Below are 20,022 nucleotides of genomic sequence, written 5' to 3' on the forward strand. Positions count from 1 at the left end.
CGGCCCGTCGAACGCGGGGCCTGTCCGGCGGCTCAGGCCGGGCAGGCCCCGAGCCACGTCAGCTGAAGACCGACGCGCAGGTGGTGGCGGTGGCGTGCGCCGGGTCGAGCGCGTTGGCCACCTCGTGGAAGGCGATGCGGTCGATCGTGCCGATCGTCACGTGCTCGGACAGGTCGACCGCGCACAGGTCCTGCAACAGGACGTTGCGCACGTCGGGGCCGGTCAGGTACTGGCTGCGCCACGGCGTGACCACCTCGTCGTACTTGGTGGCGATGACCGTGTAGTGCACGCCGGGCACGGTGTCGCCGCCCTCGTTGAGCTTGGTGAGGAAGGCGGACCCGGCGATCTGGTCGGCGAGGCCGGGGGTGGCGGCCTTGAGCAGGTCGCTCGCGCCCGGGAAGTAGGGCAGGAGGTTGGTGAGGCCGCTGAGGGTGGTGCCGTGGTTGTCGGGCGCGATGCCGACGAGGGCGTTCACCTTGGCGGCTCCGCCGAGGAACTTCAGGTAGTGGCGGGGCATCATCCCGCCCTGTGAGTGGCCGACGAGGTCGGCCTTGGCGGCGCCGGTCGCGGCGAGCACCTTGTCGACGAAGGCGGACAGCTGCTCGGCCGACTTGTCGATGGGGCCGAGGCCGTAGAAGAGCGGGACGCCCGGCAACTGGCCGTAGTCGAGGGAGAAGACGCAGTAGCCGCGGTCCTTGAGGTACGGCGCGAGAGACAGCCAGTTGTCGACGGAGTTGCCGAAGGTGCCGTGGACGAGGACGACCGGACGGGGGTGGGCGGCGGAGGGCTTGCAGCTGTAGTTGTTCCAGCCGCTGCTCGGACCAGTGGCCGCGTGAGCGGTGGCGGCGGGGGCGGTGGCGAGGGCGGCGGCCAGCAGCAGGGCGGCCAGTGGTCTGAGGGCGCGCTTGAAGGGCAGCATCGGGTGATCTCCTTGCGGCTCAAGGGAGGTGCGACGGCACTACGCCCTGTGATCCGGATCACGGGATGCTGTTCACTCGTCAAGTTACGGACGAGTAGTACAACTGTGAAGTTACGCGTCAGTAAAAACTTCGGGCGGCGTCCGGCCACGACCGAGGGCCGTGAGGCAACGCCCCTGACGAACCGTCACCAAGTGGGCCGGATCGGACCGTGCTGCGCGAGACGCGCCAACTGCCCCCACAGTGCGCGCACTTCACTCTCACCGATCGCCTCGCCCCACGCCCGCACCGCGTCGGCGGCCGACTCCTCCGCCGCGCGGGTGCAGGCCCGGCCGCGCTCGGTCAGCACGACCAGGCGGGCCCGCGCGTCCTGGGGATGAGGGAGGCGCTCCGCGTATCCCTTGCGCACGATCTCGTCGACGAGCTGGCTGGCGGCCTGCTTGGTGACCCCCAGATGGGCGGCCAGCTCGGTGACCGTCGCCCCGTCCGGGGCGAGCCGCGCGAACGCGAAGCCGTGCGCCGGCCGGAGCCCCTCGAAGCCGCGGGCGACGACGCCGTCATGGATGCGCTGGGTCAGCTCGCCGGCGACGGCCAGCAGGGTGGCGGACAGGGCCATGGCTTCGGAGTTCTGCACGGAGGCATTGAAACACCCTTGACGAAATGGTCAAGCAGCTTGACCATGACTCCAAGGCACTTGGTCAAGCAGCTTGACCATCACTTCCGAGGAGACACCCATGCCCGTCGTCCGCCCGTCCGACGCCGTGACCCACGAGATCCACGGCGCCCGCTTCGTCTCGTACGCCACCCCGCAGACCGGGTCCAGGCAACTGTGCGCCTGGCGCGGCGAGATCCCCGCCGGCACCAGGGCCCCGGCCCACACCGTCACCCACGAGGAGATCCTCCACCTGCTCGACGGCGAACTCCTGATCACGCTCGACGACCGCACCGAACGCGTCGCCGCGGGCGACACGGTGATCATCAACGCCGGTGCGACACTCACCGTGGAGAACCCCGCGGACCGCACCGCGGTCTCCTGGGTCACCACGTCCATCGGCCTTCGGGCCCGCCTGGCGAACGGCACGGTGCTCACTCCGCCGTGGGCCAACTGACCTCGATTCGACGTGAGTCACGCGGCCAGCGTGCCCGGCATCACCGCCCGCGGGCCGAACCGGGCTCGCGCGCGGTCCGCGACCTCCTCGATACGGCGGACCTTCTCGTCGACGGGGTCGAAGGTGAGCTGGTGGGAGGCCTGTTCGGCGGGCCCGAGGCCTTCGGCGCGCAGAACGAGCGCGCGGACCCGGGCGCGCTGGAGCCCCAGGGCCTCGTACAGGGCGTACGCGACTCCGGTCAACGCGGCCGAGTGCGCGGTCGGTTCGGCCAGCGTGCGGCTGCGGGTGGTGCCGGGGGTCCCCCCGCTCGAGCCCGTTCGAGAGCGGGAGAGGTCGGCGTAGCGCACGGTGAGGGTCAGGGTGCGGCAGACCTTGCCCAGGGCGCGCAGCCGGGAGCCCAGTTCCCCGGCGGCCGACAGCAGCGCCCTGCGGTGCCGGTCGGGGTCCAGTTCGTCCCGGTCGAAGGGGCGTTCCGCCGCGAGCGACCTGGAGACGGCGTTCGGTACGACCCGACTCCGGTCGACACCGTTCGCCTTCTCATGAAGTTCGCGGCCGAACTTGGCGCCGACCAGGCGCTGGAGGGTCGGCAGAGGCGCGGCGGCGACCCGGCCCAGGGTGTCGAGGCCGTACTCGTCCAGGGTGCGGGCCGTCGCCGCGCCGACGCCGGGCAGCACGGTGACGGGCCGCTCGGCCAGGAACCCCGCCACGGCGTCCGGCTCGCCGGGCACCGCGCACGTAAGTCCGGGCCGGGCGTCGCGCAGGGCCATGCGGGCCAGCATCGGGCCCGGCCCGGCGCCGATCACGCAGTCCACGCCGTGCAGCGCGAGGGCGCGGACCCGGATCACCGACGCCAGCTCGACCGCGTCGCGCCCGAAGTACCGTTCGGCGCCCCGCAGATCGGCCAGCGCCCCGTCCGGCGGCAGCGCCTCGACGACCGGGGTGAACTCCTCGAGGAGCCCGAGCAGCCCCGGCAGGGCGGCCTCGTACATCGGCGGCAGCTGGAAACGTACGCAGAGAACCGTCATCCCGCACTCCCTGGACTCTGGTGCCACAACTTCCTTCCACCCGGCGGGCCTTCGCCCGCGGGACGCAGATCGGCCCAGGGGTGCATCTCGTACCCCGTGGACATGCGGATCGTCCGGCCGCGCGCGGGGGCGCCGTCGCCGGACTCCTCCGGTGCCGGTCCGGCCAGGCGCGCCGCCACTTCGTCGAGTCCGCCCTCGGCGCGCAGTTCGGCGAGTTCGGCCAGGTTCCAGGCGGCGGCGCCCACCACGCTGAGGCTGCGCGGGCCGCGCCGCTGCACCACGCCGCGCACCAGCAGCAGCCAGGAGTGGAAGACGGTGTGCGCGCAGGCGTCGTGGGAGTCGTCGAAGAAGGCGAGGTCGACCAGGCCGGTGCCGTCGTCCAGCGTGGTGAAGATGACCCGTTTGCCGGACCGGACCGGCGGGGTCTGGGTGGCCACCTTGGCGCCCGCGACCAGTACCGTCTCGCCGTGCCGGGCCTCGCGCAGCCGGCGCGCCGGGACCACGCCCAGCTCGTCGAGGAACTTCCGGTGGTCGTCCATCAGGTTCCGCGAGACGTCCATGGACAGCACGCCCAGCTCGGCGCTGAGCCGTTCGGCGTCGGACAGGTCGGGGAGCCCGGCCGCGGCCGTCTTCCTCCCGCCGGCCAGCGGCAGTTGGCCGCCGCCCGCGCCGCGGGCGCCGCGGTGCAGCTCGGTCAGGTGCAGTTGCAGGTCGCGGCGGTTGGCGCCGAACGCGTCCAGCGCGCCCACCTGGGCGAGCCGGGCGGCGACCGGACGGCTGGGCCGGGCCCGTTCCCAGAAGTCGAGCAGCGAGGCGTAGGGCTGTCCGTCCGCGATCCGCGCCGCCTCGGCCTCGCTGATGCCGTGCACATCGGAGAGAGCCAGCCGAAGTCCCCACATAACGGAAGAACCAGGCTTCGACTCAGACACCAGTTCGATACGGTGGGCGACTCCCGACCGGTTCACGTCCAGCGGCAGGATCGGCACCCCGCGCCGCCGCGCGTCCGCCAGCAGCAGCCGCTTCGGGTACATCCCGGGGTCGTGCGTGAGCAGCCCGGCGTAGAAGGCGGCCGGGTGATGGGCCTTCAGCCACGCCGACTGGTACGTCGGCACGGCGAAGGCGACCGCGTGCGCCTTGCAGAAGCCGTAGGAGCCGAACGCCTCGACGATCTCCCAGGTACGGTGAATCGTTTCCGCGTCGTACCCCTTCGCCGCCGCGTGCTGCGCGAACCACACCTTGATCCGCCCCTGCGCCTCCGGGTCGGACAGCCCGCGCCGCACCCGGTCCGCCTCGTCGCGTCCACAGCCGGTCATGAGGTGCAGGATGTGGATGATCTGCTCGTGGAAGACGACGACCCCGTACGTCTCCTCCAGTGGTTCCCGGAGGTCGGGGTGCGGATAGCGCACCGGTGCCCGCCCGTGCCGGGCCTCGATGAACGGCCGCACCATGTCGGCGGCGACCGGACCGGGCCGGAACAGGGAGATGTCGACGACCAGGTCGTGGAAGCCGGCCGGCTGGAGACGCCCGACCAGGTCGCGCTGGCCCGGGGACTCGATCTGGAAGCAGCCGAGGGTCTCGGCGGAGCGGATGAGCCGGTACGTCGCCGGGTCGCCGTCCGGCAGGGAGTCCAGGTCGATCCGCTCCCCCGTGGTCCGCTCCACCTCCGCGACCGCGTGCGCCATCGCCGACTGCATCCGCACGCCCAGCACGTCCAGCTTGAGCAGCCCGAGGTCCTCCACGTCGTCCTTGTCGAACTGGGACATGGGGAAGCCCTCGCCGCTGGTGGGCACGACCGGTGTGCGGGACGGCAGGGAGGCGTCGGAGAGCAGGACCCCGCAGGGGTGCATGGCGACCCCGCGCGGAAGGGCGTCCAGGGCCTCGACCAGCTCCCACAGCCTGCCGTACCTGTCCCGCTCCCCCGCCAGCGCCCTGAGTTCGGGCAGTTCGTCGAGCGCCGCGCGGGCGTCGCGGGCGCGGATGTGCGGGAAGGACTTGGCGATGCGGTCGATGTCGGCGGGGTCCATGGACAGGGCGGCCCCGACATCGCGGATGGCATGCCGTACGCGGTACGTCTCCGGCATGGCGACGGTCGCGACCCGTTCGGTGCCGAACCGGCCGATGATCTCGCGGTAGACCTCCAGCCGGCGCGCGGACTCCACGTCGATGTCGATGTCGGGCAGGGCCGTGCGCCGCTTGGACAGGAAGCGCTCCATCAGCAGCCCGTGCTCGACCGGGTCGGCGTGGGCGATGCCGAGGAGGTGGTTGACGAGGGAGCCGGCGCCGGAGCCGCGGGCGGCGACCCGGATGCCCATCTTCCGCACGTCGTCGACGACTTGGGCGACGGTGAGGAAGTAGGTGGCGAAGCCGTGGTGGGCGATGATGTCCAGCTCCTGGTGCATCCGCTCCCAGTAGTCCCGGCGGCCGGCGTAGCCGCGCAGCACCATGCCCGCCGCCGCCCGGGAGGCGAGTACGCGCTGGGCGGTGCGGCGGCCGGCGCCGACGAGGTGCGGCTCGGGGAAGTGGACGGTGCCCAGACCGAGGTCGTCCTCGGGGTCGACCAGGCACTCGGCGGCCGTCGCCCGGGTCTGCTCCAGCAGGCGGTGGGCGGCCTCGGTGCGGAAGCCGGCGGCCTCCACGATCCGTTCGGCAGCGCGCAGCATGGCGTCCGGTTCCTTCAGCCAGGCCTCGCCGGAGTCCAGCTCCTTGGCCGGGTCGATGGGGACGAGCCGGCGGGCGGCGTCCAGCACGTCGGCGACCGGGCCCTGGCCCGGGTCGGCGTACCGGACGGCGTTGCTGAGCACGGGCCGGATCCGCTGCTCGGCGGCGAAGCCGACGGTGCGGGCGGCCAGGCGCAACGAGCCGGGCCCGGTGCCCGTTCGGCCGTGCCAGACGGCCTCCAGGCGCAGGGCGTCGCCGTAGGTCTCACGCCAGGGCACGAGGAGTCTCGCGGCGCGGTCGGGGCGGCCGGCGGCGAGGGCGCGGCCGACGTCGGAGTCGGGCCCGAGCAGGACGGTCAGGCCGTCGGCGTGGTTGCCGGGCCAGGGCAGCAGCGGGGTGCACGGAGACGGGGGTCCCCCCTGTTCGCGCGCAGCCGTGAGCCCGGAGTGGGCGGCGGTGACCAGGCGGCACAGATCGGCCCAGCCGCGGGCGCCGGCGCGGGCGAGGAAGGTGGCCCGGTGGGCCGACTCGTCGACGAAGGCGCCTCCGCGCACGGGGGTGCGGCGCCGCTCCCGCCGTACGGGCTCCGCGGTCTCCACCGCCAGCTCCACACCGAACAGCGGGCGGACGCCCGCTGCGGCGCAGGCCTTGGCGAAGCGGACCGAGCCGGCCAGGGTGTCGCGGTCGGTGAGCGCGAGCGCCTCCATGCCCCGTTCCGCGGCGCGCTCGGCCAGCCGCTCCGGGTGCGAGGCGCCGTAGCGCAGGGAGAACCCGGAGGCGGTGTGCAGATGCGTGAAGTCCGGCATCCGCACCTCCCGCACTCGTGAGCCATGACCGCCCTCGAACATCAGTTCCTATCTCTCTCACCCCCACCATAAACCAATTTCCGAACGTCTGTGCGACATCCGTTCGAGCGTGTTCCACCTGCGCAAACGCCCGGCACCCGGAGCGCGAGGGACGTGACAGCCATACGAAAGCCCCGCCCTCGTGAAGGCGGGGCTTTCGCGGCTGCGTGAAGGCCGGGGCCGGGATCAGCCGATCCGGGCGCCGGTCGCCGACAGGGCCTCGGTGACCGGCTGGAAGAAGGTCACACCGCCCGAGGTGCAGTCGCCGCTGCCACCGGAGGTGAGGCCGATCGCGGTGTCGCCGTCGAACAGGGAGCCGCCGCTGTCACCGGGCTCGGCGCACACATCGGTCTGGATCAGACCGCTGACCGTGCCCTCGGAGTAGTTCACGGTGGCGTTCAGACCGGTGACCGTGCCGCTGTGCACCTGGGTCGTCGAGCCGCTGCGGGTCACCTTCTCGCCGACGGTCGCCTCGCCCGCCCTGGCGATCGCCCGCGTCGAGCCGTCGTAGAGGTTCACCGCGCTCGGGTGGTCCACGCTCGCGGTGTACCTGACCAGACCGAAGTCGTCGCCCGGGAAGCTGGACCGCTCGTTCTGGCCGATCACCGTGCCCCCGGCGTCCGACCAGGTGGAGATGGCCTCCGTGCAGTGGCCGGCGGTGAGGAAGTACGGCCGGCCGTCCTTGACCACGTTGAAGCCGAGCGAGCAGCGGCCGCCGGAGCCGGTGATCGCGTCACCACCCGCGACGAAGGGCTTGAACTCCCCCTTCGACCGCCTGAGTTCGGCCTTGGCGCCGAGCCCGTCGACGACCTCGCTCAGCGTGGTCCACTCGGCCCCGGAGACCGTGCTGTCGGCGGTGACGACGACCTTGTTGGTCACGGGGTCCGTCGCCCACGAGGTGCCGGGGATGGCCGCGTTCTTCTCCAGCGTGGTACGGGCGCCGGTCAGTTCGGCGAGGGAGTTCCGTACGACTCTGGCCTTGGCGCCCGCCTGCTCGACGGTCTCGGCGGTACTCGCGTCGAGCACGTTCACCACGAGGCTCTTCGTCGTGGCGTCGTAGTACGTGCCCGCGGTGTCGGCGCCGAGGTCCCGCACGAGCGTCGAGGCGAGCTTTCCGGCCGCCGCGGACGAAAGGGTCCGGATCTCGGGGACCTTCGCGGGTTCACTGGCGTTCGCACTCTGGAAGGTGACTCCGGCGACGAGCAGGGCTGCGATGCCCGCACCCGCCACGGCCGCACGGCGTCCGGGTATGCGTCGATGCTTCAACTGACGTCCTCCTGTGGGGGACCGGCCCGTGAGGTAGTGGGGACCCGACGAGCCGGAAGGCGGTTGAACGGCGCCCACTATTCCGACGCCCCCCGGGGACACACAAGGTCGAGTTCTGGACGCGTGTAGGTCAACCGGCGTATGTCCCCTGCGTATCGGCCTGCCCTCCGAGGCCACCACAGAGGCGTTCACGCAACATTCACGGCGCAAACACCAAGTGCCGATGATCGGCCCACATTCCGCGAGGTCTAGCCCTGGCTCGAATTCGGCCCCTCGGGCGCGGGATCCACCCGGGGCGCGGGCGCCGGAGCCGCCGCGGGAAGTTGCTGCTGCGCCCTCTCCAGGAACCGCAGCAGCTCGACCGGGAAGGGCAGGACCAGAGTGGAGTTCTTCTCGGCGGCGACCGCCGTCACCGTCTGGAGCAGCCGCAGTTGCAGCGCGGCGGGCGTGTCCGCCATCTGCTGGGCCGCCTCGGCCAGCTTCTTCGACGCCTGGAGCTCCGCGTCCGCGTTGATGACCCGCGCCCGGCGCTCACGGTCGGCCTCCGCCTGCCGGGGCCATGGACCGCTTCATCGTCTCGGGCAGCGACACGTCCTTGATCTCCACCCGGTCGATCGTGACGCCCCACTCCACGGCCGGGCTGTCGATCATCAACTCCAGCCCCTGGTTCAGCTTCTCGCGGTCGGACAGCAGATCGTCCAGTTCGCTCTTGCCGATGATGGACCTCAGCGAGGTCTGCGCCATCTGCGAGACCGCGAAGCGGTAGTCCTCCACCTGGACCAGCGCCTCGGCCGGCGAGGTCACCTTGAAGTAGACGACGGCGTCCACACGCACCGTCACGTTGTCCCGGGTGATGCCCTCCTGCGCCGGCACGGGCATGGTCACGATCTGCATGCTGACCTTGTGGAGCCGGTCCACGAACGGGACGATCAGCGTGAGTCCGGGGCCGCGCACCTGTGGGCGCAGCCTGCCGAGGCGGAACACCACGCCCCGCTCGTACTGCTTGACGACCCGCGCCGCCGCCATCAGGCCCACCGCTCCGGCGGACGCGAGCGCCGCCCCCGCCGTCACCAGTTCCTCGACCATCACGGCCCCCCAATCCGGCACGGGCGCGCCGGCTCACCGTCCTTCGACCGTAACCCGCGCCGCGCCCAAGGGCGAGCCCCCGCACGCCGGTTGCGTACGGGGGCTCTTCGCTGTCGAGCGCGGGGCGGGCACCGGGCCGCGCACTCCGCGGCCCGGCGACAGGGGGACGTCAGCCGACGTGGACCCCGTAGGCGCTCAGCGCCTTGGTGACCGGCTGGAAGAAGGTCGTACCGCCGGAGGTACAGTTGCCGCTGCCCCCGGAGGTCAGACCGTAGGCGATGCCGCTGTTGGAGTAGAGCGGGCCGCCGGAGTCACCGGGCTCGGCGCAGACCGTGGTCTGGATGAGTCCGGAGACGATGTCGCCGCCGCCGTAGTTGACCGTCGCGTTGAGCGCCGTGACGCGGCCGCTGTAGGTGCCGGTCGTCGAACCCCGCCGGTAGACGGTGGTGCCGACGGACGGCGTGGCCGCGCTGGTGATGGTCACGCTGCCCACGGCGCTCGGCTTGGCCACCGAGGTGTTGGTGTAGCGGACGATGCCGTAGTCGTTGCCGGGGAAGGAGGAGCCGGCGGTGGTGCCGAGCGTGGTGGTGTGGGAGGAGTTCGACCACCAGGTGCCCGCGCCGTCGGTGCAGTGACCGGCGGTCAGGAAGTAGGAGTTGCCGCTGTTGTCCTTGACGTTGAAGCCCAGCGAGCACCGCCAGCTACTCGCATAGATGGCGTCGCCGCCGGAGATCAGCTTGTTGAACTTGCCCGCGGTGTGCTTGATGGTCAGGGCGCCGGAGTTGCCCCCCGCCTGCTGCTTGATCCGGGTGATGTCGGCCTGGGAGACCGTGCTGTCGACGGTGACGACGACCCGGTTGGTCTTGCTGTCGACGACCCAGGCGGTGCCCGGGATGTCGGCCTTGAGCACGGAGTCGCTCGCGGTGGTGAGCTGGGACGCGCTGAAGGTGGTGGGAGTGTCGGCCGCGTTCGCATGGGGGACCGCGAACGCGGCTGCGGCCACGAAACCGGAGGCGATGGCGATCAGCCGGGTCCGTCTCGTCACGCCGTGGGGAGTGGTGCGCTTGATCCTCACTTGTCGTTCCTCCACAAAGGAAGTCGGGGGCCCGCGTGGGGTCGGGGCCCGTGAGGCGCAGTCAGCGGACGACTGTTCGGATTCCGAACATGCCGTGCCCCTGACAAGCGCTGTGGGGGAGTATTCGGCCGAACGACCGGTCGGCGCAAGGGCGCCTTTCGGCCGCGCGACCATGTGCGATTCGAGTGAACTATGTGCGATCAGGCCGAATTGACGTGTGGCCAGCAGCGCGAAGGCGACCCCGGGCAGGGCCCGTGTCCTGCGCCGCTGTCACGACCCCGGGGTCCACGCACCCCATATGCCCTCACGGCGCCGTCCGGCCGGGCGCTCGCGCAGGTCGACCCGGGAGGCCCGCTCCGGTCCGGCGCCGGCGGCGAGCCGCACCCGGCCGCCGAAGGGCCGTCCGTCGAAGGCCGGTTCGTCCGCCTCGGCAGCGGTGACCGCGACCGCTGCGCCCTCGGCCGTCCAGGCTCGAGGGATGTCCGGAACTCGATGCTCCGGATAGTCCCCGGGCCCGGACGCGCCGGTCCGGGCGAGCGGGTCGCGGGGCGCCGGCACCGTCTCGGCACGGTGCCGGCGCCCCTGCTTCCGCTGGTCGGATGGGTCCATCATGAGATGAGCCCTTCCATGCGCGGCCCGGCGGCCAAACCCCGCCGCCGCCCACCGTCCGGGCCCGGAGCCCGTGGACGCGGTGTACGGCCGGCCGCGGCGGCGGTCAGCAGTCGCAGCACGAGCAGCCGTCACAGCAATCGCAGCCGTCACAGCAGCAGTCGCACCCGTCACAGCACGAGCAGTCGCAGTAGCTGCGGCAGCCCGAACGCTTCTTGCCCGACCACGGACCCTCGAACTCGTCGGCGCAGCACACCTTGCAGGTGCAGCACAGCCCGACGGCCACCGCGCACCCGGCCCAGAACCCGCGCCCGCCGGGCCGCGGCGGCTCACCGCCCCCGGCGTACGGGAGGTTCGGATGGTTCGGGTCGTACGGAGCCTGCGGGGCGTACGGTCCCTGCGGTGGGCCGAAGGCCCCCTCGGGCGCGTGCCCGCAGGACTCGGTACCGAAGGCGCGGTCGACGGAGCGCCGGAGTTCGTGCACGAGCAGTCGATGGGCGAGCCGTCCGTCGCCGAACTCCACCTCGCTCAGGGCGAGCCGGATGCCGTGCACCGCGTCGTCCGCGAGCCGGCGTGCCTCGCCGAGCGACGTTCCGGTGGCGGTGAGCGGATTCCAGGCGCCGGTGGCGGCGTCGGACTCGCGGTCCTCCACGGCGTCCAGGAGGTGTGCCAGCCGTCCGAACAGGCGCCCGGCCTCGGCGAGCGGGGCGGCGTTGCCCGGCCGCCCGGCAAGGACCGCGGTGTGCGCGAAGGCCGCGGCGGTCGCGGTCTCGGTGGGCTCGGTGACGGCCAGGAGCGGCGTCCCGGGACCGGCGAGCGCCTCGACGCCCGTCTGCCGGTCCACCGCGTCCAGGAGCACCGCGGTGTCGAATCCGACACCGGCCCCCGTACGGGCCCCCGCCCGGCTCCAGTTGTCGGCGACCCGGCGCGCGGCGAGCGCCACCGGCCGGCGCGCCAGCAGTCCGTCGCCGTCGGCGACGTGGTCGCGCACCTTGGCCGAGGCCAGCACCAGTGAGACGGCCGCCGCCAGTCGCGGCCCCTCGCCGAGGGCGACGGACGCGGTGCGCATCCCGCGCAGCGGGCACGGCCCGGCGGTACGCCGCAGGCCCCCGGCCCGCCCGGTCTTCTCCGCCTGAGCCTCCGTCAGGACCGAGACGAGCAGCCCGTCGTAGTTCGTCACGATCCGCGCGAACTGCCCGTGGTCACCGCGCAGAGCCAGACACAGTCCGCACAAGTGGGCCATCCACTCGGCGCCGAGTCCTTCCCCGAGCCGGTGACGGCAGGGCCTGACGATTCCGAACACGACCATCCCCCTTGGTGTGCAGGACGTTGAGTCGCGGCATCGTACCGACCCCTTCGTTCACCCGTACGCCCCGACCGTCACCCATATGCTGAGAACAATCATATTTCACTCTCAGTCAGCAGTCGTGTAGGGCAAAACCCTTGGGGCATACGGGCTCTCGACGTATTCGTCGTGCACCAGTACCGTCACAAACCCCCCGTGCGCCGCCTGTTCACTTGGCGCGTTGTCAGCATCATGGATGACCATAGGGATGCGGAATGCAGGAAAGACCGCTGTGAGAGGAGGCGTCCATGGGATCGGTACGCAAGGCGAGTGCGTGGCTCGGCCTCGTCGACGACAACGATGACGAGCGCTACTACGACGACGACTACACGGAGGGGACCGAGTCCGGGGACGCCTGGGTCACCGATCCCCGGGTGAAGGTGGCCACGGACACGGCTGAGGACAAGGGCCGCCGGATCGGCACGGTGACACCGGACAGCTTCCGGGACGCCCGCGCCATCGGCGAGCTGTTCCGGGAGGGCGTGCCCGTCATCATGAACCTGACGGCCATGGAAGCCTCCGACGCCAAGCGCGTGGTCGACTTCGCGGCCGGCCTCGTCTTCGGGCTGCGCGGCTCCATCGACCGCGTGTCCACCCGGGTGTTCCTGCTGTCCCCCGCCGACACCGAGATCGTCAACGGGGACCCGGCGGTGCACCGCGCGGACGGGTTCTTCAACCAGAGCTGAGGCAGGGCCGTACACCGGCCCTGCCCCGTTCGGGCTCACCGGAAGGCGTCGAACCCGGTGAGCGCCTTGCCCAGCACGAGCTGGTGCATCTCGACGGTGCCCTCGTAGGTGAGCACCGACTCGAGGTTGGTCGCGTGCCGCATCACGGGGTACTCCAGGGAGATCCCGTTCGCCCCGAGAATCGTCCGCGCCGTACGGCAGATCTCGATCGCCTCTCGTACGTTGTTGAGCTTGCCGAAGCTGACCTGCTCGGGACGCAGCCGGCCGGCGTCCATGCGCCGCCCCAGATGGTGGGCGAGCAGAATCCCCTTGTGCAGTTCGACCGCCATGTCGGCGAGCTTGGCCTGGGTGAGCTGGAAGCCGCCGATGGGCCTGCCGAACTGCTCGCGCGACTTGGCGTAGTCGAGGGCGGCCTCGAAGCTGGTGCGGGCCGCGCCCATGGCGCCCCAGACGATGCCGTAGCGGGCGTGCGAGAGACAGCCGAGCGGTCCGCGCAGCCCGGTGGCCTCCGGCAGTACGGCGTCGGCGGGCAGCCGTACGTCGTCCATGACCAGCTCGCTGGTGACGCTCGCCCGCAGGGACCACTTGTGCTTGATCTCCGGGGCGGAGAACCCGGGGGTGCCGGCCGGCACGAGGAAGCCGCGGATGCCGTCCTCGGTCTGCGCCCAGACGACGGCGACACCGGCCACGGAGCCGTTGGTGATCCACATCTTGCGGCCGTTGAGGACCCAGTCGGTGCCGTCACGCTTGGCATGGGTGCGCATGGAGCCGGGGTCGGAGCCGTGGTCGGGCTCGGTGAGCCCGAAGCAGCCGATCACCTCGCCGGCGGCCATCGGAGGCAGCCACCTCTGCTTCTGCTCCTCGCTTCCGAACCGGTGGATGGCGTACATGGCGAGCGAGCCCTGCACCGAGACCAGGGACCGGATGCCGGAGTCGGCGGCCTCGAGCTCGAGGCAGGCGAGCCCGTACTGGACGGCGGTGGCGCCCGCACAGCCGTATCCGGTCAGGGACATGCCGAGGGCGCCGATACTGCCGAGCTCGCGGGACAGTTCCCGGATGACGGGCAGCTCGCCCTTCTCGTACCACTCGGTGACATGGGGCAGGACGCGGTCGGCGGCCCACTGCCGCATGGTGTCGCGGACGGCCAGGTCCTCCGGGTCCAGCAGGTCGTCGATCCCCAGCGGGTCGGCGGGGTCGAACGAGGGCACCGGGGACGACGAGGACAATGGGGACGACTGCGAGGACATGAGGACACCCTCCGGCAATTGAAACCTAGCACCGCTAGTTGTGCGACTCCGGCCCGACGTTACGACGCGGAGCGGCGCACGTCCAGCGTGCTCCTCCCCCGCCGCGGCGCCGACCGCGGGAACGGGAGAGCGCTCATGCCGAGACGCGGGGCCTCTCCGCCTCCCGCTGCGCGGGCAGTTCGACCGCCGGCTCCTCACAGTGCATCACCCGCGGCAGCCGCAGCGCCATCACCGCCCCCAGCAGCAACAGCCCCGCGCTCACCAGCAGCGTCACATGCAGCCCGTGCACGAAGGCATCCCGGGCGGCCCGCCGCAGGGCGGCCCCGACCGGCCCGCCGAGCTGTTCGGAGATCTCGTACGCCTCCCCCAGCGAGTGCGCCGCGGCTCCGGACTCCTTCGCCGGCACCCCCGGCACATCGGCGAGTCCGGGCGCGTACGCCGCGTTCATCACCGTGCCCAGCAGGGCGATGCCCATCCCCGCGCCCAACTGGTAGGACGTCTCCCCGATCGCCGCCGCTCCGCCCGCCTGCGCCGGCGGCGCCTCGCTCAGCATCGACTCGTACGCCCCGAACAGCGTCGTCTCCAGGCCGAAGCCGAGCAGCGCGAAGCCGGCGAGGAGCAGCCCCGGGTTGTCCCGGCCGCCCATCCCTGTGAGCACCACCACCGCGGCGGCGGTCACACAGAACCCGAAGCACACCATCCGCCGTGGCCCGAGCCGCCGCAGCATCCGCGCCCCGGCCAGCCCGGCCGCCATCGCGGCGAACGTCAGCGGCAGCAGCCGCAGCCCCGTGGCGAGCGGCGACAGCCCGAGCACCAGTTGCAGGTACTGCGCCGCGATCAGTTCGAGCCCGACCAGTGCCAGCATGGCCAGCACGATGCAGCCCACCGAGGTGCTGAACGCCGGGCGCGCGAACATCCTGAGGTCCACCAGCGGTTGCGTCCGCCGACGCTGCCGTCGTACGAACGTCACCAGCAGCGCCGCGCCGACCACCAGCGGCCCCACGGTGAGCGCGCTCAGCGCCGTCTCCCCGCCGCCGAGCCGCTTCACGCCCAGCACCACACCGAACAGTCCGGCCGCCGCCAGCAACGCGCCGACCACGTCCCAGGGCCCGTTCCCGTCGCCGGTCGACTCGGGCAGCAGCAGCCGGCCCACCGGCAGGCTGACCAGCATCAGCGGGATGTTGACGAGGAAGACCGACCCCCACCAGAAGTGCTCGAGCAGGAAGCCGCCGAGCAGCGGCCCGACCGCCGCGCCCACCGCGGCGACCGCGCTCCAGATCCCGATCGCCAGCGCCCGCTCGCGCCGGTCCGGGAACACCTGCCGCAGAAGTGACAGCGTGGCCGGCATGATCATGGCGCCGCCGACGCCGAGCAGCGCCCGCGCGAAGATCAGCATCTGGGGGTTGGGGGCGAAGGCCGCCACGCCGGAGGCGATGCCGAAGAGGGCATAGCCCAGCAGCAGGATCCGTCTGCGGCCCACCCGGTCGCCCAGCGTGCCGAACAGGATCAGCAGCGAGGCGCAGACAAGGGGATAGGTGTCGACGATCCAGAGCAGTTCGATGGCGCCGGGCTTGAGATCCTCGGTGACCGCGGGCACCGCCACGTGCAGCACGGTCGCGTCCACCGCCACCAGCAGCAGGCTGACGCAGAGGACGACCAGGACGACCCAGCGGTTGGCACCGGCACCCGCCGCCCGACGGCGCAGCCGGTCGGCGGCCGCGGTCGTCCCGGACATGTACATACCTCCCAGATGAGCCCTCGCGTTCGGCGGCCCGCGGGGTGGGGACTCCCCGTGGCCCGGCCGGAGCGGAGCGGCCCCCGACCTGCGCGACGACGTGCGAGTGACACGTCAGAGTACGCTCATTCGCCCGGATGGCACGTGGCTCACCTCTCAGAGCAGGTGCTCAACCCGTGTGGCGTACGCCACTCCGCTTCCCCGCGAGTCCCCCGTAAGTCCCCGGTGAGCGCCCCGTGGGCGTGCCCCCGGTGGCCGCTCCGGTTCCCGGCAGCGCCGATAATCGAGTCCGTGAGCGATCTCGCGACGCGCGTGGCAGTGGTCCGCGCCGGGGCCCTGCGCAGGGCCGCCCCGGCGCTCCTCGGGTACGCCGCCGTGCGCGCTCTGGGCCTGATCACCCTGGCACTGTGGAGTGCCGAGCGCGGCAAGAGCGCCTACACGCTGCTGACCGCCCGCTGGGACTCGCTCTGGTACGCCGGGGTGGCCGGGCTCGGCTACGGATACGAGGTGCGCCTGCCGAACGGGGACGTGCACTCGAACCTGGCCTTCTTCCCGCTGCTGCCCTGGCTGGAGCGGCTGCTCGCCGCGGTGAGCCCGCTGTCGTACGCCGACGCGGGCTTCGCGGTCAGCCTGTCGGCCTCCCTCGCCGCGGCCTGGGGGATCTTCGCGGTCGCCGATCACGTGTACGGCCGCGAGACCGGCGTCGCGGCCGTGCTGCTGTGGGCGGTGCTGCCGGTCGGGATCGTGCAGTCCATGGCCTACAGCGAGTCGCTGTTCACGGCACTCGCCGCCTGGGCGCTGTACGCCGTGCTCACCGGCCGCTGGGTGACGGCGGGCACCCTGGCCCTGCTGTCGGGACTGACCCGGCCGGTGGGTCTCGCGGTGGTCGCGGCGGTGTGGGCGGCGGCGCTTGCCTCGTTCGTGGGAGACCGGAGCGCGACGGCGGCGGACGGCGCACGGGACACGCACCGCGCCCCGGCCGCCACCGGGCACGCCACCGCCCGCCGCCTGCTCGGCATGGCGCTCGCCCCGCTCGGCGCCGCCGGATACGTCCTGTGGGTCGGCCACCGCACCGGCAAGGGCCCTTTCGGCTACCTCCACGTCCAGGCCGGCTGGCGCAACGGCTTCGACGGCGGGTACGCCTTCGCCCGCTTCGTCGCCGACAAGTTCACGTCCTTCCCCTCGGCCCTCGCCGGGGCCGGGCTGATCCTCGGGGTCGCCGGGGTCATCTGGCTGTACGTCACCGGCGTACGGCAGCGGCAGCCGCTCGCGCTGCTGGTGTACTCGGGCGTCGTGACCGCACTCGCCCTGTGCGCGTCGAGCTACTTCGGCTCCAAGCCGCGCCTGCTGCTGCCCGCCTTCCCACTGCTGCTGCCGCTCGCGTCGGCGCTCGCCCGGACGCGCGTGGCCCGGTCGGCGCTGATCGTGGGCGGCGTCGCGGTGGCTTCGGCGGTCTACGGGGCGTTCTGGCTGAACGGCTCCGGTCCCCCGTGACCGGCCGGCTCCGATCGGCCGAGGGCGCAGGGAATTTCATCCGGGCGTTCGGTCAACGCATTCATAAGCACCGCATAAGCGTCCGCCGGAATGATCAAAGGAAATGCGGGACGGGTTCGTTCGTGATTGCGGATTCCGTGGATATAAAGCCCCGTTGAGAGCAATCCCACATCACGTGGTCATCACAAATCACGTGCTTCGTCAGGGAACACACCTCACTCGCTGTAACGTCGATTGGGTGCGTACCGAACGAACCCTCACCCGCCTGGACCGGGTGTTCGCCAGGCTGGACCGTGAGCCGCAACGGCCGGCGCACATCGACATGCCGCGAATGAGCCGCCACCGGTTCGTGCTCTTCTCGGCGACGCTCGCCTTCTACCTGGCGATCGTCTGGGCCGTGGTCACCACCTCGTGGCTGGTCCGGCTCGACTGGCAGGTCATGTTCTTCCGGCCGTACCAGCAGTGGCCGCAGATCCACGCGTTCCTCGACTACTACGTGGTGCTCGGCCAGCGTGGCCCCACCGCCGTGATGGTCTGCGCTTGGCTGGGCTGGCGATCCTGGCGGCAGCACACGCTGCGCCCGCTGCTGACCCTCGCCGCCTCGCTGCTGCTGCTCAACGCCACTGTCGGCGCCGCGAAGATCGGCATGGGGCGTCTGGGACCCCACTACGCGACTGTCATCGGCTCGAACGAGATGGGCCTGGGCGGCGATATATTCCCCAGCGGCCACACCGCCAACGCCGTGGTGACCTGGGGCATCCTGGCCTATCTGGCCTCCACCCCGAGAGCGCGCCGCTGGCTGTCGGCACTGTCCGCGGTGACGGCGCTCGGCGTCGGTCTGACCACGGTCTACCTGGGGACGCACTGGCTGAGCGACGTGCTCCTCGGCTGGGCCGCGGGGCTGCTGATCCTGCTGGCGCTGCCGTGGTGCGAGCCGCTGATCGCCAGGACCGAGGTCGCCCTGTTCGACCTGCGCGACCGCTGGCGTGCCCGTCGCGGCCGCCCGGCACCCGTGCCCGCGCCCGCGCCCGCCGCACCCGTCGGCGCGCCCGTCGTGTTCACCCCACGGGCCCCAGCCTCGGACGAGACCCCGGTGGCCCACGAGACGGTCGGCGCCGGACGCACGTCCCGGACACCGGCCCACCTCGCGCCGGGCCGGCACACGGGCCGCTCCGAGCGCACGACGGTCACCCCGGCCGGCAGCCGCAGACCGCCGCACCCCGACCGCGTCCCGCGCGGCACGGCCTCGGCGGCCCGCCCCCTGACGGGCAGTTGACGACGGACCGCCGCGGGATCCGGTAGCGCCGGCGGCGGTTCAGCCCTTCCAGGCCCGTGCCACGCGACCGTCCCGGACCTCGAAGTTCAGCCGTCCGAACCGGTACTCCATGGTGATGATCGCGCCTGGCGGCAGTGACCGCACCGGGCTCCAGCCCCGTTCACGTGCGAGCCGTTCGGCCTGTCCTGCCTCGAGGCCGACGTATGCGTCGGGGTTGTCCTGGGGTTCCGCCGGCGGAGTGGGAATCGGTGCCATACCGCCACGCTAGGTGCCGGCTCGCGGTGGGGAAAGCCCACCCCGGCACGCGGGTCACTCGATCCCCTCCTGTCACACTTGTGTCACAGGCCCCAGCCTCCGGAACGGTCTCGCTCCGTCACACGTACGGGCGGTTCCGTCCCTCTTCCGCAGTCCCGCGAACGCAATTCCCAGCGGCCGGGACAGCGCCCGGAAAAGTCCGGCCGAATGCGCCGCGAGAAGCGTTCCCGAACCGCACCGGGACGCCCTCGCATTCCGAATGCGCGGCCGTTCCCGGAAGCTGACACGGCATGGGAATTCCACCGTTCCGCTGCCGGAGCGAGCGCCCCGCCGGACGGCGGAAGGCCCCGCCCGGTCGGTGGACCGGACGGAGCCTGGCGCCCGTGGTGGGAGCCGGAGCGGCTCAGAGTTCGAGGCGCTGACCGGGCACGATCAGATCGGGATCGCCCCCGATGACGGACCTGTTGACGGAGTGGAGCCACTGCCAGGTGGTCCCGTGCCGGGCGGCGATGCCGCTCAGCGTGTCGCCCGCGCGCACGGTGTACGCGCCGTGGGAGGCGCCGCGGGTCGGGTGGCCCGCCTCGCGCGCCGGCGCCGTCGACGGCCGCCGCGGCGGGACCGCGTCCCGTGTCTGCTGCCGGCCGCCCTCCTGGACCGGCCTGTTCGCCGACTTGTGTGTGCTGTGCGCCGATTCGGTCGTCGCCCCCGCCCCGGATCCGGCCGCGGGTGCGCTGCCGTACGCCCCGGCCCGGGCCGAACAGACCGGCCAGGCGCCCCAGCCCTGGGCCTGCTGGACCCTGGTGGCGACGGCGATCTGCTGGGCCCTGGAGGCCCGGTCGGCGGTGGGCGCGTAGGCCGTGCCGCCGTAGGCGCGCCAGGTGCCGGCGGCGAACTGGAGCCCGCCGTAGTAGCCGTTTCCGGTGTTGATGTGCCAGTTGCCTCCGCTCTCGCACCGGGCGATGCGGTCCCACACGCCGCCGTCCGCCGCGTGGGCGTTGCCGGTGGCGGCCAGCAGCCCGAGCGGGGCGAGCAGGGCCGCTCCGGCGAGAGCCGCCGTCGTCCGTGCCCTGCGGGCGTTGTCGCGCGTGGTGTCGTGGCTCTTATCGGCACATTCGGACATGTGGATCCCTCTCGAAGCACTCGGGGTCCCCCAAGGCGGGCGCGGCCACCGCGCATGGACGCGGTCGGCGCGCTCGCCCCGTCCGCCGCACGAGGTCGTGCCGAGCCGTGCTCGGCCCGGTGCGGTCGGCGGACGTACCCGAGTGGTGCTCGTTGCACACGGCTGAGGAATGTAAGGAGCGGGCGGAGCCCGGATCAACCAACTGCCTGTTCTGGCAGGCCAGTTCGCCGTTACCGGCGGTATCGACTTTTTTTCCGCCACCCACTTCATTCGC

General features: G+C 72.2%; 16 protein-coding genes and 1 pseudogene. 4 read left to right on the top strand and 13 right to left on the bottom strand.

All coding sequences use genetic code 11. The annotated features are described in order from the left end of the window. Positions 1 to 58: 58 nt before the first annotated feature. Both ACFY3J_RS26980 and ACFY3J_RS26985 read right to left on the bottom strand, forming a co-directional pair. A complete protein-coding gene (locus ACFY3J_RS26980; protein ID WP_384175171.1) occupies positions 59 to 919 on the bottom strand; it encodes an esterase/lipase family protein in 861 nt (286 codons plus the stop codon). 185 nt (positions 920 to 1,104) lie between these two features. Then, positions 1,105 to 1,551 (bottom strand): MarR family winged helix-turn-helix transcriptional regulator, encoded by a 447-nt coding sequence (locus tag ACFY3J_RS26985; RefSeq protein WP_384175169.1) that lies wholly within the window; start codon positions 1,549 to 1,551, stop codon positions 1,105 to 1,107. 100 nt (positions 1,552 to 1,651) lie between these two features. On the opposite strand from ACFY3J_RS26985, the gene ACFY3J_RS26990 reads away from it, so the two are divergent. Then, positions 1,652 to 2,026 carry a cupin domain-containing protein gene (locus ACFY3J_RS26990; protein ID WP_384175167.1) on the top strand — a complete coding sequence of 125 codons (375 nt, stop codon included), beginning with the start codon at positions 1,652 to 1,654 and terminating at the stop codon, positions 2,024 to 2,026. Positions 2,027 to 2,043: 17 nt separating this feature from the next. Here ACFY3J_RS26990 and ACFY3J_RS26995 read toward each other — a convergent pair whose 3' ends face one another. The 7 genes and pseudogenes from ACFY3J_RS26995 to ACFY3J_RS27025 form a co-directional block, all read right to left on the bottom strand. Continuing rightward, positions 2,044 to 3,051, bottom strand: coding sequence for a hypothetical protein (locus tag ACFY3J_RS26995; protein WP_384175165.1), 1,008 nt, complete (start codon positions 3,049 to 3,051; stop codon positions 2,044 to 2,046). After that, on the bottom strand, positions 3,048 to 6,515 hold the full coding sequence (locus tag ACFY3J_RS27000) for a DNA polymerase III subunit alpha (RefSeq protein WP_390841910.1): 3,468 nt from the start codon (positions 6,513 to 6,515) through the stop codon (positions 3,048 to 3,050). Before ACFY3J_RS27000 ends, ACFY3J_RS26995 begins: the two co-directional genes overlap by 4 nt. Before the next feature lie 225 nt (positions 6,516 to 6,740). Then, positions 6,741 to 7,820 (bottom strand): S1 family peptidase, encoded by a 1,080-nt coding sequence (locus tag ACFY3J_RS27005; protein WP_390841911.1) that lies wholly within the window; start codon positions 7,818 to 7,820, stop codon positions 6,741 to 6,743. Between the two features lie 257 nt (positions 7,821 to 8,077). After that, positions 8,078 to 8,906 (bottom strand): annotated as a pseudogene (locus ACFY3J_RS27010) (slipin family protein); the annotation flags it as partial. Between the two features lie 169 nt (positions 8,907 to 9,075). Continuing rightward, the gene (locus ACFY3J_RS27015; protein WP_384175159.1) at positions 9,076 to 9,981 is read right to left on the bottom strand and encodes a S1 family peptidase; all 906 of its coding nucleotides are present in this window, start codon (positions 9,979 to 9,981) and stop codon (positions 9,076 to 9,078) included. 270 nt (positions 9,982 to 10,251) lie between these two features. Further along, a complete protein-coding gene (locus ACFY3J_RS27020; protein WP_384175157.1) occupies positions 10,252 to 10,593 on the bottom strand; it encodes a hypothetical protein in 342 nt (113 codons plus the stop codon). A 103-nt stretch (positions 10,594 to 10,696) separates the two neighbouring features. Then, on the bottom strand, positions 10,697 to 11,893 hold the full coding sequence (locus ACFY3J_RS27025; protein ID WP_384175155.1) for a DUF5685 family protein: 1,197 nt from the start codon (positions 11,891 to 11,893) through the stop codon (positions 10,697 to 10,699). A 290-nt stretch (positions 11,894 to 12,183) separates the two neighbouring features. Between ACFY3J_RS27025 and ACFY3J_RS27030 the strand changes: the two genes are divergently transcribed. After that, positions 12,184 to 12,621, top strand: a complete 438-nt coding sequence (locus ACFY3J_RS27030; protein WP_225076049.1) for a cell division protein SepF — start codon at positions 12,184 to 12,186, stop codon at positions 12,619 to 12,621. A 35-nt stretch (positions 12,622 to 12,656) separates the two neighbouring features. Here ACFY3J_RS27030 and ACFY3J_RS27035 read toward each other — a convergent pair whose 3' ends face one another. Next, the gene (locus tag ACFY3J_RS27035; RefSeq protein WP_384175153.1) at positions 12,657 to 13,868 is read right to left on the bottom strand and encodes an acyl-CoA dehydrogenase family protein; all 1,212 of its coding nucleotides are present in this window, start codon (positions 13,866 to 13,868) and stop codon (positions 12,657 to 12,659) included. 133 nt (positions 13,869 to 14,001) lie between these two features. Then, the gene (locus ACFY3J_RS27040) at positions 14,002 to 15,603 is read right to left on the bottom strand and encodes an MFS transporter (RefSeq protein WP_390841912.1); all 1,602 of its coding nucleotides are present in this window, start codon (positions 15,601 to 15,603) and stop codon (positions 14,002 to 14,004) included. Positions 15,604 to 15,894: 291 nt separating this feature from the next. On the opposite strand from ACFY3J_RS27040, the gene ACFY3J_RS27045 reads away from it, so the two are divergent. Both ACFY3J_RS27045 and ACFY3J_RS27050 read left to right on the top strand, forming a co-directional pair. After that, positions 15,895 to 17,097, top strand: a complete 1,203-nt coding sequence (locus ACFY3J_RS27045) for a hypothetical protein (protein ID WP_384175149.1) — start codon at positions 15,895 to 15,897, stop codon at positions 17,095 to 17,097. 238 nt (positions 17,098 to 17,335) lie between these two features. Continuing rightward, positions 17,336 to 18,373 carry a phosphatase PAP2 family protein gene (locus tag ACFY3J_RS27050; RefSeq protein WP_384175147.1) on the top strand — a complete coding sequence of 346 codons (1,038 nt, stop codon included), beginning with the start codon at positions 17,336 to 17,338 and terminating at the stop codon, positions 18,371 to 18,373. A gap of 39 nt (positions 18,374 to 18,412) precedes the next feature. Here ACFY3J_RS27050 and ACFY3J_RS27055 read toward each other — a convergent pair whose 3' ends face one another. Then, positions 18,413 to 18,628, bottom strand: a complete 216-nt coding sequence (locus ACFY3J_RS27055; protein WP_281155720.1) for an I78 family peptidase inhibitor — start codon at positions 18,626 to 18,628, stop codon at positions 18,413 to 18,415. 403 nt (positions 18,629 to 19,031) lie between these two features. Next, complete coding sequence (locus ACFY3J_RS27060; protein WP_390841913.1) at positions 19,032 to 19,748, bottom strand: transglycosylase family protein; 717 nt, start codon at positions 19,746 to 19,748, stop codon at positions 19,032 to 19,034. Positions 19,749 to 20,022 lie beyond the last annotated feature (274 nt).

This window comes from Streptomyces sp. NPDC001231, assembly GCF_042896885.1.
In the GTDB taxonomy this organism is placed as follows: domain Bacteria; phylum Actinomycetota; class Actinomycetes; order Streptomycetales; family Streptomycetaceae; genus Streptomyces.

Coding starts and splice junctions, on each gene's coding strand:
- ACFY3J_RS26980 (WP_384175171.1), bottom strand. CDS start 919: ATGCTGCCCTTCAAGCGCGCCCTCAGACCACTGGCCGCCCTGCTGCTG.
- ACFY3J_RS26990 (WP_384175167.1), top strand. CDS start 1,652: ATGCCCGTCGTCCGCCCGTCCGACGCCGTGACCCACGAGATCCACGGC.
- ACFY3J_RS26995 (WP_384175165.1), bottom strand. CDS start 3,051: ATGACGGTTCTCTGCGTACGTTTCCAGCTGCCGCCGATGTACGAGGCC.
- ACFY3J_RS27000 (WP_390841910.1), bottom strand. CDS start 6,515: ATGCCGGACTTCACGCATCTGCACACCGCCTCCGGGTTCTCCCTGCGC.
- ACFY3J_RS27020 (WP_384175157.1), bottom strand. CDS start 10,593: ATGATGGACCCATCCGACCAGCGGAAGCAGGGGCGCCGGCACCGTGCC.
- ACFY3J_RS27030 (WP_225076049.1), top strand. CDS start 12,184: ATGGGATCGGTACGCAAGGCGAGTGCGTGGCTCGGCCTCGTCGACGAC.
- ACFY3J_RS27035 (WP_384175153.1), bottom strand. CDS start 13,868: ATGTCCTCGCAGTCGTCCCCATTGTCCTCGTCGTCCCCGGTGCCCTCG.
- ACFY3J_RS27040 (WP_390841912.1), bottom strand. CDS start 15,603: ATGTCCGGGACGACCGCGGCCGCCGACCGGCTGCGCCGTCGGGCGGCG.
- ACFY3J_RS27055 (WP_281155720.1), bottom strand. CDS start 18,628: ATGGCACCGATTCCCACTCCGCCGGCGGAACCCCAGGACAACCCCGAC.
- ACFY3J_RS27060 (WP_390841913.1), bottom strand. CDS start 19,748: ATGTCCGAATGTGCCGATAAGAGCCACGACACCACGCGCGACAACGCC.